Source organism: Marinobacter sp. KMM 10035 (genome assembly GCF_046537445.1).
GTDB lineage: Bacteria > Pseudomonadota > Gammaproteobacteria > Pseudomonadales > Oleiphilaceae > Marinobacter > Marinobacter sediminicola.
Window position 1 is genome coordinate 2,467,774 of sequence record NZ_JBBVMG010000001.1, and the last position, 15,621, is coordinate 2,483,394.

The 15,621-nt window shown below is 52.6% G+C and carries 17 protein-coding genes and 1 tRNA gene; 9 read left to right on the plus strand and 9 right to left on the minus strand.

The window, feature by feature from the left end:
* Positions 1-3 precede the first annotated feature (3 nt).
* The gene (locus tag AADB16_RS11060) at positions 4-276 is read right to left on the minus strand and encodes a hypothetical protein (RefSeq protein ID WP_410803275.1); all 273 of its coding nucleotides are present in this window, start codon (positions 274-276) and stop codon (positions 4-6) included.
* Positions 277-553: 277 nt separating this feature from the next.
* Between AADB16_RS11060 and AADB16_RS11065 the strand changes: the two genes are divergently transcribed.
* Positions 554-1,795 (plus strand): saccharopine dehydrogenase family protein, encoded by a 1,242-nt coding sequence (locus AADB16_RS11065; RefSeq protein WP_410803277.1) that lies wholly within the window; start codon positions 554-556, stop codon positions 1,793-1,795.
* A gap of 10 nt (positions 1,796-1,805) precedes the next feature.
* Here AADB16_RS11065 and cydC read toward each other — a convergent pair whose 3' ends face one another.
* Genes cydC through AADB16_RS11085 form a run of 4 tightly spaced genes read right to left on the minus strand, consistent with a single transcriptional unit; the run spans position 1,806 to position 7,562 of the window.
* On the minus strand, positions 1,806-3,422 hold the full coding sequence (gene cydC / locus AADB16_RS11070) for a thiol reductant ABC exporter subunit CydC (protein WP_410803279.1): 1,617 nt from the start codon (positions 3,420-3,422) through the stop codon (positions 1,806-1,808).
* On the minus strand, positions 3,415-5,124 hold the full coding sequence (gene cydD, locus AADB16_RS11075; protein ID WP_410803644.1) for a thiol reductant ABC exporter subunit CydD: 1,710 nt from the start codon (positions 5,122-5,124) through the stop codon (positions 3,415-3,417). Before cydD ends, cydC begins: the two co-directional genes overlap by 8 nt.
* 6 nt (positions 5,125-5,130) lie before the next feature.
* Positions 5,131-6,132 (minus strand): cytochrome d ubiquinol oxidase subunit II, encoded by a 1,002-nt coding sequence (gene cydB / locus AADB16_RS11080; RefSeq protein WP_309044564.1) that lies wholly within the window; start codon positions 6,130-6,132, stop codon positions 5,131-5,133.
* A gap of 2 nt (positions 6,133-6,134) precedes the next feature.
* The gene (locus tag AADB16_RS11085) at positions 6,135-7,562 is read right to left on the minus strand and encodes a cytochrome ubiquinol oxidase subunit I (protein ID WP_410803282.1); all 1,428 of its coding nucleotides are present in this window, start codon (positions 7,560-7,562) and stop codon (positions 6,135-6,137) included.
* 184 nt (positions 7,563-7,746) lie between these two features.
* Here AADB16_RS11085 and AADB16_RS11090 point away from each other — a divergent pair, with 184 nt between their 5' ends.
* The 6 genes from AADB16_RS11090 (at position 7,747) to AADB16_RS11115 (ending at position 10,830) form a co-directional block, all read left to right on the plus strand.
* The gene (locus tag AADB16_RS11090; protein WP_298447137.1) at positions 7,747-8,373 is read left to right on the plus strand and encodes a class I SAM-dependent methyltransferase; all 627 of its coding nucleotides are present in this window, start codon (positions 7,747-7,749) and stop codon (positions 8,371-8,373) included.
* 84 nt (positions 8,374-8,457) lie between these two features.
* Positions 8,458-8,544: transfer RNA gene (locus AADB16_RS11095), tRNA-Leu, on the plus strand.
* Positions 8,545-8,824: 280 nt separating this feature from the next.
* Positions 8,825-9,043 carry a DUF6500 family protein gene (locus tag AADB16_RS11100; RefSeq protein WP_410803284.1) on the plus strand — a complete coding sequence of 73 codons (219 nt, stop codon included), beginning with the start codon at positions 8,825-8,827 and terminating at the stop codon, positions 9,041-9,043.
* Positions 9,044-9,229: 186 nt separating this feature from the next.
* Complete coding sequence (locus AADB16_RS11105; RefSeq protein ID WP_410803286.1) at positions 9,230-9,910, plus strand: SDR family oxidoreductase; 681 nt, start codon at positions 9,230-9,232, stop codon at positions 9,908-9,910.
* A gap of 54 nt (positions 9,911-9,964) precedes the next feature.
* Entirely contained in the window at positions 9,965-10,480 is a 516-nt protein-coding gene (locus tag AADB16_RS11110) for a GNAT family N-acetyltransferase (protein ID WP_410803288.1), read from the plus strand.
* A gap of 53 nt (positions 10,481-10,533) precedes the next feature.
* Positions 10,534-10,830 (plus strand): hypothetical protein, encoded by a 297-nt coding sequence (locus AADB16_RS11115; protein WP_309044555.1) that lies wholly within the window; start codon positions 10,534-10,536, stop codon positions 10,828-10,830.
* A gap of 13 nt (positions 10,831-10,843) precedes the next feature.
* Here the strand turns inward: AADB16_RS11115 and AADB16_RS11120 are convergent, their stop codons facing one another.
* Together AADB16_RS11120 and AADB16_RS11125 are read right to left on the minus strand one after the other, a co-directional pair.
* Positions 10,844-11,350, minus strand: a complete 507-nt coding sequence (locus AADB16_RS11120; RefSeq protein ID WP_410803290.1) for a hypothetical protein — start codon at positions 11,348-11,350, stop codon at positions 10,844-10,846.
* A 93-nt stretch (positions 11,351-11,443) separates the two neighbouring features.
* A complete protein-coding gene (locus tag AADB16_RS11125; protein WP_410803292.1) occupies positions 11,444-12,331 on the minus strand; it encodes a fatty acid desaturase family protein in 888 nt (295 codons plus the stop codon).
* Positions 12,332-12,473: 142 nt separating this feature from the next.
* Here AADB16_RS11125 and AADB16_RS11130 point away from each other — a divergent pair, with 142 nt between their 5' ends.
* Positions 12,474-13,490 (plus strand): AraC family transcriptional regulator, encoded by a 1,017-nt coding sequence (locus tag AADB16_RS11130; protein WP_410803294.1) that lies wholly within the window; start codon positions 12,474-12,476, stop codon positions 13,488-13,490.
* A gap of 86 nt (positions 13,491-13,576) precedes the next feature.
* Positions 13,577-14,359, plus strand: coding sequence for an enoyl-CoA hydratase (locus AADB16_RS11135; protein WP_410803296.1), 783 nt, complete (start codon positions 13,577-13,579; stop codon positions 14,357-14,359).
* On the opposite strand, the gene AADB16_RS11140 is transcribed toward AADB16_RS11135, so the two are convergent.
* Complete coding sequence (locus tag AADB16_RS11140; protein WP_410803298.1) at positions 14,356-14,886, minus strand: DUF192 domain-containing protein; 531 nt, start codon at positions 14,884-14,886, stop codon at positions 14,356-14,358. The genes AADB16_RS11135 and AADB16_RS11140 overlap by 4 nt on opposite strands.
* The gene (locus AADB16_RS11145; RefSeq protein ID WP_309044549.1) at positions 14,850-15,611 is read right to left on the minus strand and encodes an ABC transporter permease; all 762 of its coding nucleotides are present in this window, start codon (positions 15,609-15,611) and stop codon (positions 14,850-14,852) included. Before AADB16_RS11145 ends, AADB16_RS11140 begins: the two co-directional genes overlap by 37 nt.
* Between the last annotated feature and the right edge of the window lie 10 nt (positions 15,612-15,621).

Below are 15,621 nucleotides of genomic sequence, written 5' to 3' on the forward strand. Positions count from 1 at the left end.
CTCCTAGCGGTATTCAATATTCAGCTCCACCTCGATTTCACGCTCCATCATCTCTTGCTCCAGTTCCTTCATAACACCCTGGTAAACCATTTTGCGTACCATAACAGGGAGTTTATCGGCGAGTACCCGCGCAGAACGCGATTCACGTTTTGCCACAGCAATCGGGTTGAGTACTTTAAGCGTCAGGATCAAATCCGGCTCGTTTTGAAGATTAGCCGCTGGGTTGCTTCCCGAAGTCTCGGCTATCAGACGGGCCAGAATTTTTCGCTGTTCCATAAATTGCCAGCAAAGAACTCCACTGAATATAGTAAGAATCAAACAAAGTATCAGGAGGAAGTTAGCCAATTCGAGACTCCAAGGGTGTATCTATTATGTTCAGCAGTGTGCCCTATAGACCTAGCCGTGCGATTGGCCGTGACGACGTCGCCAAAGCGCTTCCTGCGAAGTTAGAACAGTAGCCCAAAGCTGTTAAGATCCAACTATTGAAACTCGCTGTAAATAGCCTTGAAAATACATAAAACTTCAGCAAAAAACTTCATAAAAAGGACAGGCAATGACCAAATCAGCAGAAACCACATACGACCTGGTTGTGTTCGGTGCGACCAGCTTTGTTGGCCAGATACTCACGCAATACCTGTATGACTCCTATGGCGTTGCTGGCGAGGTTAAATGGGCCATCGCCGGTCGCTCAGAATCCAAGCTTGATACCCTCAAATCAGGTTTGGGTGCTGGTGCCGCTGAACTTCCGGTGATACTTGCAGACTCCACCGACGACGCAGCCTTGAAGGCCATGTGTGAGCAAACCCGGGTGATTATCTCTACCGTTGGCCCATACGCCTTATTTGGTGAGCCCTTGGTAAAAGCCTGCGTAGAGACCGGCACCGATTACTGCGATCTGACGGGTGAAGTTCAGTGGATTCGCCGGATGGTTGACCGATATGAAGATCAGGCAAAGGCATCTGGCGCGCGCATTGTGCATTGCTGCGGGTTTGATTCCATTCCTTCTGATATGGGCGTTTGGTTCCTGCAACAGCAGGCAGAAAAAACCTTTGGCCAGCCATGCCAGGACGTGCGTATGCGCGTGAAAGTAGCTAAAGGCGGGGTATCCGGCGGTACGGTCGCTTCTATTATCAACGTAGCCAAAGAAGCTGCTTCCGACTCACAGCTGCGTAAAGAAATTGCCAATCCTTTCTCTATCAGCCCACCGGAGCATCGCTCAAAGGTGCGTCAGCCGGCTCTGAAAGGCGCGGAATTCGATAAAACATTCAATGTGTGGCTGGCACCATTTGTTATGGGTGCGATCAATACCCGTATTGTGCACCGCTCCAATGCCCTGCAAGACGCCCGCTATGGCAAAGAGTTCACCTACGATGAAGCCATAATGACGGGCACTGGCACCAAAGGCCGTTTCGCGGCTTACGGCGTTACTGCCGCTCTGATGGGCTTCCTGACGGCATCAGCTCTTAAACCAACCCGTTGGTTGGTCGAGAAGTTCGTGCCTCAGCCTGGCGAAGGCCCGAGCCCCGAAGCTCAAAAGGCAGGATTCTACGATTTGCGATTTGTAGGGCGCACCCCGGATGGCAAAACCATGATCACCAAGGTGACGGGCGATGCTGACCCGGGCTACGGTTCTACCGGTAAAATGCTGGGCGAAGCCGGCATGTGCCTGGCATTCGATGTTCCTGCAGATAAGCAGGGTGGCTTCTGGACACCTGCATCGATACTCAGCGACAACCTGCTGGGCCGTTTGACGAGCAAAGCAGGGCTTACGTTTGAGGTAGTTGAAACCCGCTAAACGCAGGGGTTTAAACGCCTAGATAAATCACACGGTCGGTGCCCGGAAGGGCTTCCGCCCCGTGTGCCAAGCTGATTACAGTTCGTCCGTCCAGCCAGACATCCATTTGCTTGGTGATCTTTTCTCGCGTGGGTGCATCAACCCCGGTAAACGGCTCGTCCAATATCAGCAAGGGGGCAGGGCTCAACAACACTCGGGCAAGCGCAACGCGACGTGCCTCACCTCCTGAAAGCCGGCTTCCGGAACTACCCAACCATGTATCAAGTTGATCTGGTTCCGAACCGAACCTCTCTGCAAGGTCCACCATCTCAAGAACTCTCCAAAGCTGTGCATCGCTTGTATCCGGAGCGCCCAGTAACAGGTTTGCCCGCAACGTATCTTCAAACAACACGGTTTTTTGAGTGAGATACGCACATGGAAGGCCGGAGCTAGCGCCATGTGAAGGAGCCAGAAGCCCGGAGAACGTATCCGCAAGGGATGACTTGCCACTACCTGAATGGCCAAGAATACCCACTCGCTCGCCGGTTGCTACCTGCAAATCAAAGTGGGTAAAAAGCGGTGCATGTTCGGGATGCTTTACGGTGAGATCTTTGGCCAGCAGAGCGGTGCCTTCAGGTAGCTCAATGGTATTCGGCACATGCTCGATGTCTTTACTCCTGCAGTCCCGGTTCAAGCGTGCAGCAGAGGCCTGGGTAGCGCCCAGCTTGCCAAAGGCTTCCGGCAGCATGCTGTAAACTTCTGCGAGGCCGAGCAGGGCAATAGGCAACAGAACCAGAACTGGCCCGGAAATAGCGCCAGCGCGGAACAACTCAAAGCCTGCCCAGAGTGCGAATACTGCAGAAAGATTAATCAGCAAGTTGGAGCCTGCCAGATGCCAGCCGGTGCGGGAGTCGGCTTTCACCTGCTCCGTGGCCGTTTGGTGCGCCTGGCGCATAAGCCAGGCGCCGTGTTTGCCTACGCGGCCAGCTGCAGTAAGCTCTGCAAAACCTTCCAGATGCTCTACAACCGCCATGCGAAGAGATTCCTGCTGATCACTCTGCCGAGCTGCAATCCTGGCTGTTCTTGCGTAAACACCGATTGTGGCCACTAGAAAGGCGATGCCGAGTATCAGGGCGACGCCAGCGGCGATCCTGACATCAAACAGTGTCCAAGCCAGTCCAAAAAGCAGTAGCGCTACAAACGCAGCCAAAGCCGTTGGTGCAATCAGGCGCAGGTACAGGGTGTCGAGAGCATCCACATCGCTGGTGAGTCGCGATAACCACTGGGCACCAGTCAGTTCCCGCCTCTGGCCTTGTCCGGCGGCGGCAAGCTTTCGGAACAGGGCGACGCGAATGTCCGTGAGCAGTAGCAGTACGGTGTCATGGTTATAGAGCCGCTCCACGTAACGGGAAACCGTGCGGGATACTGCAAAAAACCGGATGCCACCACCTGGCACATACAGATTGATAGTGGCCGGTAAGCTGGCCGCGAGAAGAACGCCCACCAATGCAGTTTCAGTGATAAACCAGCCGGAAAGCGCCAGCAGACCAAGCCCGGAAAGCAGGGCGGCCAGCATCAGAAGGGCACCCACGAAGAGCCTGCCGGGGCGCTGATATATCAATGTTAGCCAGGGCTTCAGTTCAGACATCTTTAACCTCCCCGCCAGACACCAGTAACACCCGATTGGCGAGAGCCAGCAGCGCCTGATGATGGGTGGAAAAGATCAGTGTCTTGCCTGCCAGAGCAAGCTTGTGAAGCGCCTCAAGAACAAACATCTCACTGTCGCTGTCGAGGCCAGCAGTTGGCTCATCCAGAAGAATTACGTCGTAATCCGCCACAAAAATTCGTGCCAGGCTCAAACGACGGGCCTGACCACCAGACAAGCCTTGGCCGTCTTCCGACACTTGGCTGAAAATGCCGTCTTCCCGGCTGTCCAATAAAGGGCCAAGGCCAACGTTTCTCAATGCAGTCTCGATAGCCACATCAGAAGCATCCGGACTGGTTAGCCGAAGGTTATCCGCCCAGGTGCCGTGCACAAGAAATCCGCTCTGGCCCAGCCAGCCAAAGGCAAAACTACCTGCTGGCATGCCAAACAGGTGAATATCGCCGCTGTCTGGCACCAAAAAACCGGCAAGAAGATTCAGAAGCGTGGATTTACCGCCTCCAGAGGGTCCGGTAAGGGCAATCACATCACCTTTACCGATCACCAGCGATACGTCCCTGAGAACCTTATGGTCTGCTCGAAAAGCCAGTGACACGGCGTTCAGCTCGATGGTCTCGTTGCCTCTAACAGGCTCGGGGGCTGGGGGCGTAGCTTTGAGGCTTTCTGTTTCCTCGCTCGACGAAGAAAAAACCGGTTCGTCTTCATTCAACCGGGCAAGAATCTCGGCACCAGCCCCAAGCGCAGCGGCCCGATCGTGGTAGTGCTGAGAGAGTATGCGCAACGGCTGAAAGAACTCCGGCGCCAGCAACAGAATCAACAGCCCGGAGAACAGCGTTAAATCCGAAGACGGCCCATAGGTTATGTAACCCAGAAGGCCAAAACCGATATAAATTGCAATAACTGCGATGGCGACAGACGCGAAGAATTCGAGAACGGCTGAGGATAAAAAGGCAACGCGCAAAGTTTTCAGAGTGATTTTGCGGTACTGATCCGAACGCTGTTGAATCACTTGTGCAGCGCTTTCGGTTTGCCCGAACAGCTGCAGAGTGGTTATGCCGCGCACTTTATCCAGAAACTGGCCAGACAAACGGCTCACAGTCTCAAAATGCTGCTGGTTAAGCTTCTCCGCGCCCATACCCACCAGTGCCATGAAGAATGGGATCAGTGGGGCTGACAGAAGCAGAAAAATCCCGGCAAGCCAGTCGAGATAGAACACCAGCACCAGAATCAATAATGGAACAATCAGGGAAAGCGTCATCTGGGGAAGAAAACGGGCGAAATACCCGTGCAGTGCATCAACGTGGTCAATCCACTCTCTTGCCAGGCTACCCGCAGAGGTTTGCCCCAATTCGAGTGGTCCGACGTTGCACCAGTGTTGGTGAATTTGGCGCCGTGCAGTACGCCGCACCTGTTCGCTGCATCGTGCCGCAAGGTGAGTTTGCACACCCTGGGCTACAGATCGAAAAGCAATTGCCAGAACAAGGCCTAGAAAATAGGGCGCCAGCTCAGAGGCTGGCGCATGTTCGATAACACCAAGGTGAACAATGCGTGCCAGAAAAACCATCTGCACGATGGTTGCGACGCCGGCCAGGGTACCTGCGGCAACCGTGCCCTGAATCCAGCGCCGGTTGCCACTTGTAAGCCCTGAAAGCCAGCGCCGCACTGCGCGCTGGTCAAGAGCCTGCATTGTCACTTAGTGGTAACCCTCCCCAGCACGTACCTTGCCGCGGAATACCCAATAGGTCCACGCCGTGTAGGTCAGCACAAACGGAATGACTATCAGCAAGCCGATCAATAGGAAAAGCTGTGAATCGTAAGCCGAGGCTGCATCCCACAGGGTGTAGTTGGGTGGAACCAGATACGGCCAGCGGCTGACAATCAGGCCCAGATAAGCCGTTATGAACAGCCCCATAGTAGCCACAAACGGCATGCCTTCAAACCGGTTGCGAACCGACCGGAAAATCTGGAAAGCGCACAGCAATGTCAGTGCAGGCAGAACCCAGATAATGGTCAAGTTACTGAACCAGCGGTCGCGAACCATATCGTCAATAAACGGTGTCCACACACTGATAATGCCAAACACCACAAGTACAGCAGCTAAAAGGGGCAAGGTGATTTTATACGCCCATTCCTGCAACCGGCCTTCGGTTTTCATAATCAACCATGTGGAGCCCAATAGGGCATAGCCTGCAAGTAGGCCAAGGCCAGTCAGTACAGTGAATGGGGTCAGCCAATCAAACGCACCGCCAGTGAACACGCCATTGGCGGTTTCGTAGCCCTGAATGTAGGTGCCGACAACAACGCCTTGAGCGAATGCAGCCACAGTTGAGCCACCGGCAAAGGCCCAGTTCCACAGATAACGGGAGGTACGCGCTTTGAAACGGAACTCAAAGGCAATGCCCCGGAAAATCAGGCCTGCCAGCATCAGGAATACGCCAATGTACAATGCCGGCAGCAATATGCTGTAAACCAGCGGGAATGCACCCAGCAACCCGGCACCACCGAGTACCAGCCAGGTTTCGTTACCATCCCATACTGGAGCAACCGAGTTCATCATCACGTCGCGATCCTGCTCAGTCGGGGCGAAGGGGAAGAGTATTCCCACACCCAGATCGAAGCCGTCCATCAACACGTACATGATTACGCCAAAACCGATGATAAATGCCCATACGAGTGCCAAATCAAGCAGTTCCATAATCAGTGTCCTCCCTGTTTGGACGGCTGTTCTTTGGAGTCATGGAGCTCAAACGACGTGTGTGCAGCTGACATAGGCCGTTTGGGGCGCTCAGACTGAATGTCTGGCTCGTGCTGATTGCTTTCCATGCCCTCGTACAGAACCCGCATGAGGTAATAGACGCCGGCAGTGAACACCAGGGCGTACACAACCACGTAACCAATCAGAGTAAACAGTGCCATACCACCGGTGAGGGAAGGGGTGACGGACTCAGCCTGAGTCATCATTCCATAGATCAGCCATGGAGCCCGCCCAAACTCGGTTACAAACCAGCCCGTGAGAACGGCAATAAACGGCGCAACGCTCATGAACCGCATACCCTGAAGGAACCAGGGTGAGCGCCAATAACGACCGCCGGAACGCAGAACGAGACCAGTAAGGGCGAAGAGAATCATCAACATTCCCAGCCCAACCATAATCCGGAACGACCAGAATACGATGGCAACCGGCGGCTGCTCCGCTACCGGAACGTCTTTAAGGCCGGGAATTTCACCGTCCCAATCGTGGGTAAGAATCAGGCTGGCAAGCCCGGGCACGCCAAATTCGAAATGGTTGGTCTGGTTTTCCTGATCAGGAATTGCGAACAACAACAGCGGAACATTGCGTGAGGTTTCCCAGTTGCCTTCCATTGCAGCCACTTTAGTTGGCTGGTGCTCAAGGGTGTTCAGCCCGTGGAAATCGCCAACCACCAACTGCGCAGGCGCAAGAATCAACAGTAACCAAAGGCACATAGACAAGGCCTTGCGGTTTGCTTCCACCTCACGGCCTTTCAGCAGATACCATGCGCTGACACCGGCCACAACGAAGCCGCCAGTCAGGAACGAGGCGATAACCTTATGGGCAAAGCGGAACTGGAAGGAGGGGTTAAATATCGCCTCGCTCCAGGAAGTAACGTAGAAGATGCCATCTCGCAGCTCGGTTCCGGCAGGTGTTTGCATCCAGCTGTTAGCTGACAGAATCCAGAACGACGATATGAAGGTGCCTGTGGCCACCATTATCGCCGCAAACAGGTGCGCACCGGGCGGAACGCGATCGCGCCCAAAGAGCAACACCCCAAGAAACGCTGCTTCAAGGAAGAAGGCCGTAATAACCTCATAGCTGAGCATGGGCCCAAGGAAGTTGGCAGACGCCTGGGAGAAATTGCTCCAGTTGGTACCAAACTGGAACGACATAACAATGCCGGATACCACACCCATTCCGAAGACCACCGCAAATACCGTGGTCCAGAACGAAGACAGCTTCAGCCATACCGGGTTCCTGGTTTTGTAACCAAGCCCTTCAAGAACGGCAATGTAGGAAGCAAGACCGATGGTGAACACCGGAAAAATGGCGTGAAATGACACGACAAAAGCGAACTGGATTCGCGATAGGATGAGAGGATCTAGTTCCATAGGAACCCCCGGTAAAGGTTAACGTCACAATAAGCGAGCACAGCGCACTCACTCCACAGCTGCCACAGCCTGAATTGTAATATTGTTTTTACCGGCAGTTAGAGAGCATGCTACTGGATATGGCTGCTAAACCGATAGGGCAGATTGTCGCACCCGTTGATTAAAAACAAGTATGGTGAAAAGCATGAGCTTTTACGAAGAACGCATCCTGCCGCATATTATCGACAAAGCCTGCTCTTTAGGCCAGGTGATGAAACTGCGCAGCCAGATTGTGCCGCGAGCAAAAGGCCGTGTATTGGAAGTAGGCATGGGATCGGGTATTAATCTGCAATTCTACAACCCGGATACCGTGGAAATGGTGTACGGCCTGGAGCCTTCGGAAGGCATGCGCCGCAAAGCACAGCCAAATCTGGAGCGCGCGCCCATTCATGTTGAATGGCTGGGCCTGCCGGGGGAGCAAATACCGCTGCAAGATAACAGCGTGGATACCGTTTTGCTTACCTTCACCCTGTGCACCATTCCCGACTGGAACGCGGCGCTGCTGCAGATGAAGCGCGTGTTAAAGCCCGGTGGGGAGCTCCTGTTCCTGGAGCATGGGGAATCACCCGATGACAGCACCCGCAAATGGCAAAACCGCATCAACCCAAGCTGGAAAAAACTGGCGGGTGGCTGCCACCTGAACCGCCATATCGCAGATCTTATCCGCCATGCAGGGTTTGAGCTTGAGGAACTGGAAAACCTCTACATTCCGAAATCACCGAAGATAGCTGGTTATATCTACAAAGGGATGGCCCGAAAGCCAGTAGCCTGAGGGAAAAACTGACTGAGGGCGTTTTGAATTGCGTTATCGCCCATGGCCTTATACAATTCCGGTCCTCAAAACTTCCCCCCGAATGCTCCGGTGGTGAAATTGGTAGACACAAGAGACTTAAAATCTCTCGACCTCACGGTCGTGCCGGTTCGATTCCGGCCCGGAGCACCATTAAATAAAGTCAGTTTTCCAAGACGTTTAATACGCATTACATTTGAAATCCGCACGAACTGGATAGACTTCCAGGCTTGATCGCCGAAAGCGAGGCTAAGGCTTTGTGCCGCCTGCGCTGTACAGCTATGTGCGCGCCTACCACTGGGTTTTATACTGCATTGTTGAATTCACGAAATCAGGAAGCTACGCATTTCCGTGGAGCTCGCGGTAATACTGAACTAACCTGTTTTTAAATTTGAGACTGAAAACGTGAAACGAGCTTGGAAACAACCAAAAAATGAGAAGTGATCTGAGAGCCAAAATAGTCGAAGTGTGTGACAAAAAAATAGCGGCTAAAGGTAGCACCGTCGGCCTTTCTTTCTATGCATTTTTCGCCAACAAAAATGATGACCCAGAGCGGTTAATGGAAGCAGCTACATGGTGGATCCAGACGCACGAGCTTGACCATTTTGAAAAAGCACAGAAAATCAAAGGAATGATAAAAGACGGGCTTTGATCGCGGGTGAATAACAGATAACCACTCCAGCCATGGCGACTCACAAAGGGTAATTACCTTATCTCTAGCTTTGGAAGGGAAAATATCTGGCGATTGGTGACGAATTCGATTGAGCCCAAGAACATATCGATTGAAGAATTAATGAGCCGGGCAGGGGTGTAACATCACTGAATACGGAGTAAACCAATGACAAATGAAAAAATCGTACTGATCACAGGTGCCTCTAGCGGTATTGGCGCAGCCACAGCTGAAAAACTCATCGAGGCGGGGCACAAAGTCGTTATTACGGCGAGAAGTACCGCCAAGCTAAACGACATAGTCGAAAGGTGGGGCAACGACAGGGTGTTAGCGGTAACGGCAGACGTGTCTAAGCTAAACGAAATTACAAACGTGGTGGACAAAGCCATAGAAACATTCGGCAGACTCGATGTGGTGTTCGCTAATGCAGGCACAGGCGTTAACGCTCCGGGCATCGAAAACGGTGATCCTGACGAATGGAAAACGATGCTGGACGTGAATATCAATGCGCTATTGTTTACCGCCAAAGCCAGCCTGCCCGCATTAAAAGAAACCCAGGGGCACTTTATTATTGCCAGCTCCATTGCAGGCAAGATCACTTTGAAAGGTTCTGTGTATGGTGCCTCGAAGTGGTTTGCTTACGGATTTGGCCAAAATCTAGCCGCCGAAATGGCTGAATGGAACGGCCGTTGTACCACCATCTGCCCTGGCATGGTCAACACGCCCTTTTTTGATGAAGCCAAGCCAGACAAATTAGACCCTAGCGATATAGCCGATGCGGTTGTGTATGCTATTTCTGCCGACCCTAGATGCGATGTGCGTGAAATTACGCTGATGCCAACTAAGTAGTTGGTCTTGATCGACATTCGTTATCTGCGGCTTTATAGTTTTCAAGGAACTAGCATGTTCATTGCAGAAACGCCGAGACTAGTGCTTCGGGAGTTGACCTTCAACGACGCTGGTGTGCTTGGGGAAATTCTTGGCGATCCAGAAGTAATGGAGTTTTCGACCAATGGGCCGTGCACTGATGACGACACCCGAAAATTTATTGACGGGTGTCTGGTGTCATACAAAGAGCATGGCTTTGGTCAGTGGGGGGTTGTGGACAGTTCTTCGGGAGCGATCATTGGTTTTTGCGGCTTGAGTCCGGTTGACCTGAACGGGGTGCAGGAGGTGGAGATTGGTTATCGCCTCGCTCGAAATGCATGGGGCCAAGGTTTGGCGTCAGAGGCTGCCGCGGAAGCGCTCGCGTACGGCTTTTCGCAATGTGGCTTGGATTCTGTCATTGCGATTATCGCTCATCGCCATATAGCGTCAGTTCGGGTAGCGGCGAAGGTGGGGCTGAAGATTGATTTCTCAACAACCTACCGGGGTTGGAACGTTGGGATCTATCGAAAAGCGCTGACACACGCCGATTAACGGATATAACATTAAAAATGGAATGCCAGAAAGCCTCTCACTGAGATATTAAAATGACGTCCAACGAAAAACTTGAACGAAATCCGGTAGCTGGTTTTATACTGATCTTACAGTTGGTTGCGTGGTTCATCACCCTGAGCCCACTTTTCAGTGACTTCACGGGTTCTGATCCCGCAGGCAATGGATTGGCACAGGGGTATGCCTTTATATTTGTGACCGTTCCAGGGATGATTTTTATCTTTCTTAGTAACTTCTATTTGGCGTTTAAAAAGCGATTGAATAAGTGGTGCAGGGTGGCTTCAGCAATCAATATCGTGGGATTGCTTTTTTTGTTTTTGGTAGTCAGTTAGTTATAAGCGCCGGCTATTCCCTCACCACCTTTTTCACCGAATCCGCTTTTGAAGATTTGGAGCCAACCTTTCTCCAGGCTTCGTACTCTTCGCCATTAATCCACGTAACGCCTATGTGTTCTTCCCAGTTTTCAAAGTCTGCACTTCTGTAGCTATCACCTCCACAGCCACCTGCACCGTAGGTGATCTCGCAAACTCTTAAAACAATATACTCACCGTCGTAATCGAGTACCTTCTTGCCGCGGCCACTATTGGTGCACTGGGTGAACAGACGGGATGGGACTTTGAATATGACTTCCGCCGCTTTCTCACCGCCACTTCGCGTTACTCGGGTGATGGAGCAGGTACCTGCGTAAAATTCGTCGCCGTTGATGGTCACATCCGGCTCCAGAGGTTCCCACCAGGCTATTGGTGCAACTTCTTTTTCTGATTCAACACTCCCGCTTTTGTAAAACTCACAGCCAGCCAGCAGTGCTGCAGCCACTGGTAAGAAGAAAAATATACGGAGTGCTTTTGTCACGCGGCTTGCCTTAAACAATTTACTCACTAACCGATACATGCGAACCGCCCATAAAGAAACCTGGAACCTAGTATACAGATTATGATCACCAGCTTACTTTGGCGCCAAGGGCTTACGCGTGAATATACACAGTATCGGCGTGCCCTGTTGCCGAATGATAGGTTCAATATCCCGATGCAGAGCGTGGTAGTGATAGAAGGGAACTCTGGGGAAAAGGTGATGGATGGAGTGCAGATTCTGGCCCAGCCAGAACCACTCTAATGGCTTCATCCAGGTGGGCATTATCAGGCTGTTGGTGTTGCGGTAACGCTCGGCAGATTTGTAAGGGATGTGTGGCCGATACGCGAACCAGTAGGCGGTGAAAAAGCCACCCATCACATACCCAAGAAGAACCACCCAAGCAGCGCCGGGTACATCGATCAGGGCAAGAAAGGCCACGCGCCAACCCAGGGAAACGACGATCTCTGCACAATACACGCTGCGTTCTTTAATCGTGGCTTTGCTCCAGTGGGCGCTTACAAAAAACGTATTTTGTAGCCACAAAAATCGTAACACCGTGCGAATTGCTCCAATGGGGCCCCGGCCAATTCCGCTGATCAGATAATCAGGGTCTTTGTCTGGCTGGTTGGTGTATCGGTGATGGGTAAAATGTTCAAGCCGGTGTGAGGCGTAGGGAATGGCAATCAGGGGAGCCATTAAATAACCGCACAGGTCGTTCACCCAGCGCAGCTTGTCATGCTTGCCATGAATGTTTCCGTGAACGGCCTCATGCACCGGGGTGTAGGCCATGTAGGTGAGCGCAGCAAGAATAAGTGTCGCGGCCCAGGCTGGCATCAGACCGAATACAAAAAACAACAGGTTGCCGATAAAGCCAACCAGCACCAACGCCACTAAAGCGACCGTTGGCCACCCGAATTGCCCCATGTAGTGTTTTGCGAAAACAACGGCTTCGCGGTTGGCTGTGCTTACATCCTGGGGCATGCTTTCCTCTCGTTTTAATATTTGTTGGGAATATGCTTTCAATGTAATGTCTTCCATAACCTGCGCACAGGGCAGCTCTGGCCAATCGGGAAGCCCTTGTGGCCAGTTATGCTGATCAAACCCAAACTATAAAAGTACCTTGATGATTAACGCTGACCCCATTCTTCATCCTATTGTCATCAGCCAGGTAATGATTAACTTCGCCGCCAGCCTGGGTGTCGATAAGGACACCTGCCTGCAGGGCACGGGCATTACCGATGAGGCCTTGATGGATGGCGAGGCACTCATTGCCCGCGATCAGGAAATGCGCTTGATCGAGAATCTGATTCTTGCGCTGCCAGACACGCCTGCGCTTGGCCTGAAGCTAGGGATGCAATACAACGTGGCGACGTTTGGCATTTGGGGCTTTGCGTTGAGTACCAGCCGCACTCTCAGAGATGCAGCCAAAACTGCCATCCGTTACCTGCCGCTAAGCACTGCCTATTGTCGGCTGTATTCGTTCGATGAAGATGGGTTCTTTGGAATTGGTTTAGACCCGGCATCTATCCCCCCGCATGTGCGCCAGTTTTTGCTGGAGCGTGACCTGGCAACGGGTGTGAATCTGGTGCGGGAGCTGAGTTTGTCGGGCCTCGCAATCAGTAAAGCTGAGTTTGAAGGGCCTGAGCCTGCGTACTCTGGTTTTATTGAAGAGGTTCTTGGAGTTAACCCCGCCTATAACAGCCAACGTAACGCAATTATGGTGGCGGGCCTTGCAGCCGATAAGCCGTTGCCCACGTTCAATGCAAGATTGGTGAGAATGCTGAACGATCAGTGCCGTTTGCAGCTGGAACAACGGCAAACCAGTGGATTGTCTGGGCTGGTTCGGCAGCAAATTCTTGGCCCGCTTGGTTTGGTGGCAACACTTGATGAGGTGGCCAGCGCGCTCGCTATGTCATCCCGAAGCCTTCGGCGGAAACTGGAGCAGGAAGGCGCCAGTTTTCGGGCTCTGGTTGATGAAGAGCGCCGACAAACGGCCACGCAGATACTCAGCGGTAGTGATATGAAACTCGACGAGTTAGCCATCCATTTGGGCTACACGGATACAGCCAGCTTTACCCGGGCTTTTCGGCGCTGGATGGGCGTTTCTCCCGGCGAATATCGCAAAGCCAACGTGTTGTAACATGCGCTAAAGGTCGCTTCGACAGCGAAAGCATCCTGCCTGATACTGACTGTTTTCTGATTTACGGTGAACGGAGGTAGCCCGCCATGACAAATCTGCTGAAACGACATACCGACGAGATGGGCATTACAACTCTTACCCTGAGCCAGCCTGAACGGCGCAATAGTCTTTCTATGGGCATGTTGAATGCGTTGGGTGAGGCTCTCGAAAACATCGCCGCAGACAGCGCTACGCGGGTTGTGGTGATTGCGGCTGAGGGTAAGGTGTTTTGTGCTGGCCATGATCTGAAAGAAATTCGCGATCAACTGGATAGCCATGAGTTTCAGCTGGCGTTGTTTAAGCGCTGCAGTGAGGTAATGCAGCAGGTAGTCAACCTGCCAAAGCCTGTTATTGCCCGGGTAGCCGGTGTGGCAACTGCAGCTGGGTGCCAGTTGGTGGCAAGTTGTGATTTGGCGGTGGCGGAAACCTCTGCTCGCTTTGCGACGCCGGGGGTGAATATTGGGCTGTTCTGTTCAACGCCTATGGTCGCACTATCTCGCAACGTTTCCCGAAAGCACGCTATGGAAATGCTTCTTACGGGGGAGATGATCAGCGCTGCCCGTGCAGAGCAGCTAGGGTTGGTAAACCGTGTGGTCGATGAACCATTGCTGGATGATACGGTGTACGCCATGGCCCGCACGATTGCAGAGAAATCCGGGCACACGCTGAAAATAGGTAAGGGCGCTTTCTATAAACAAGTGGAAATGCCCCTGGCCGATGCATACGACTACACGGCCAGGGTTATGGCGGAAAATCTGCTTGCGGATGATGCGCGGGAAGGCATCTGTGCGTTTCTGGATAAGCGCAAACCGGAGTGGAAAGACCGCTAGCGATTATTGCAGTTCTGTTCGCCAAGCTTGAGGCTGTCTCCGATCCCAATTTCATTAGCTTCAAAGAACCCTGCGTTCATTTCCACGGCTGAGACGAACGCAACTTCCGCTGGATAGCTGGGGCAGCGCGCGCCACTGGATGAGTCGCAAGGCTCCATCTGTTTGATGTTGCCAATCACGCCTTGGTCATTCAGGTAAGCGATATCCAGGGGGATGAGAGTTTGGAACATCCAGAAGCCATGATCCGGACTCTGCTGCTCCTGGTACTCAAACAGCATGCCCGAGTTGGCAGCCATAGACTCTCTGCCCATTAATCCTTTCTGACGATCCCTGGGCGCACGCGCTAGTTCCAGGTTAACGCTAAGGGTGCTGGAGGCCGTTACGAAGCATCCTTCGATGACCGGTAGGCCAGCTGATGGCTCAACAGCAGCCGAGCCAGAACAACCAGCCAAGGTGGCCACAAAGCAGAGCAGGGTGTAGCGGTATCGCATCAGGTGCGCAACCGATAGCCGGTTTTGAAAATCCACCAGATACCTGCCATGCATGCGAAGAGAAAGAGCAGTGTCATCCCCACGCTAATTCCTATGTGCACATCAGACACCCCATAGAAGGCCCACCGAAACCCGCTAATCAGGTACACCACCGGGTTGAACAAGCTGATGGTTTGCCAGATTTCCGGAAGCATATCGATGGAGTAGAAGGTGCCCCCAAGAAAGGTAAGCGGGGTTACAATCATCATGGGAACGATCTGCAGCTTTTCGAAGCCGTCGGCCCATATTCCGATGATAAACCCGAACAAGCTGAAGGTTACGGCGGTCAGTATCAGGAACGACAACATCCAGAATGGGTGCAGTATGCTGTAGTCCACAAACAACCTGGCGGTGGCGAGTATAATCAGCCCCAGTATCACAGACTTGGTAGCCGCTGCGCCCACGTAGCCCAATACCACTTCAACATAGGAAACAGGCGCAGAAAGCACTTCGTATATCGTGCCGGAGAACTTCGGCATATAAATACCGAACGAGGCATTGGAGATGCTTTGCATCAGAAGCGACAGCATGACCAGACCAGGGATGATGTAGGCGCCGTATGCAATGTTATCGATATCGCCCATCCGGGAACCAATCGCCGAGCCAAATACCACAAAATACAAACAGGTGGAGATGACCGGTGAGAGCACGCTTTGCATCAAAGTGCGCCGCATGCGTGACATTTCAAAGTTATAGATGGCTTTAACACCGTAAAAATTCATGCTTTCTCCT

Coding starts and splice junctions, on each gene's coding strand:
- cydC (WP_410803279.1), bottom strand. CDS start 3,422: ATGTCTGAACTGAAGCCCTGGCTAACATTGATATATCAGCGCCCCGGC.
- AADB16_RS11135 (WP_410803296.1), top strand. CDS start 13,577: ATGACAAATCTGCTGAAACGACATACCGACGAGATGGGCATTACAACT.
- AADB16_RS11085 (WP_410803282.1), bottom strand. CDS start 7,562: ATGGAACTAGATCCTCTCATCCTATCGCGAATCCAGTTCGCTTTTGTC.
- cydB (WP_309044564.1), bottom strand. CDS start 6,132: ATGGAACTGCTTGATTTGGCACTCGTATGGGCATTTATCATCGGTTTT.
- AADB16_RS11100 (WP_410803284.1), top strand. CDS start 8,825: ATGAGAAGTGATCTGAGAGCCAAAATAGTCGAAGTGTGTGACAAAAAA.
- AADB16_RS11115 (WP_309044555.1), top strand. CDS start 10,534: ATGACGTCCAACGAAAAACTTGAACGAAATCCGGTAGCTGGTTTTATA.
- AADB16_RS11130 (WP_410803294.1), top strand. CDS start 12,474: ATGATTAACGCTGACCCCATTCTTCATCCTATTGTCATCAGCCAGGTA.
- AADB16_RS11145 (WP_309044549.1), bottom strand. CDS start 15,611: ATGAATTTTTACGGTGTTAAAGCCATCTATAACTTTGAAATGTCACGC.
- AADB16_RS11125 (WP_410803292.1), bottom strand. CDS start 12,331: ATGCCCCAGGATGTAAGCACAGCCAACCGCGAAGCCGTTGTTTTCGCA.
- AADB16_RS11065 (WP_410803277.1), top strand. CDS start 554: ATGACCAAATCAGCAGAAACCACATACGACCTGGTTGTGTTCGGTGCG.
- AADB16_RS11090 (WP_298447137.1), top strand. CDS start 7,747: ATGAGCTTTTACGAAGAACGCATCCTGCCGCATATTATCGACAAAGCC.
- cydD (WP_410803644.1), bottom strand. CDS start 5,124: ATGCAGGCTCTTGACCAGCGCGCAGTGCGGCGCTGGCTTTCAGGGCTT.
- AADB16_RS11105 (WP_410803286.1), top strand. CDS start 9,230: ATGACAAATGAAAAAATCGTACTGATCACAGGTGCCTCTAGCGGTATT.
- AADB16_RS11060 (WP_410803275.1), bottom strand. CDS start 276: ATGGAACAGCGAAAAATTCTGGCCCGTCTGATAGCCGAGACTTCGGGA.
- AADB16_RS11110 (WP_410803288.1), top strand. CDS start 9,965: ATGTTCATTGCAGAAACGCCGAGACTAGTGCTTCGGGAGTTGACCTTC.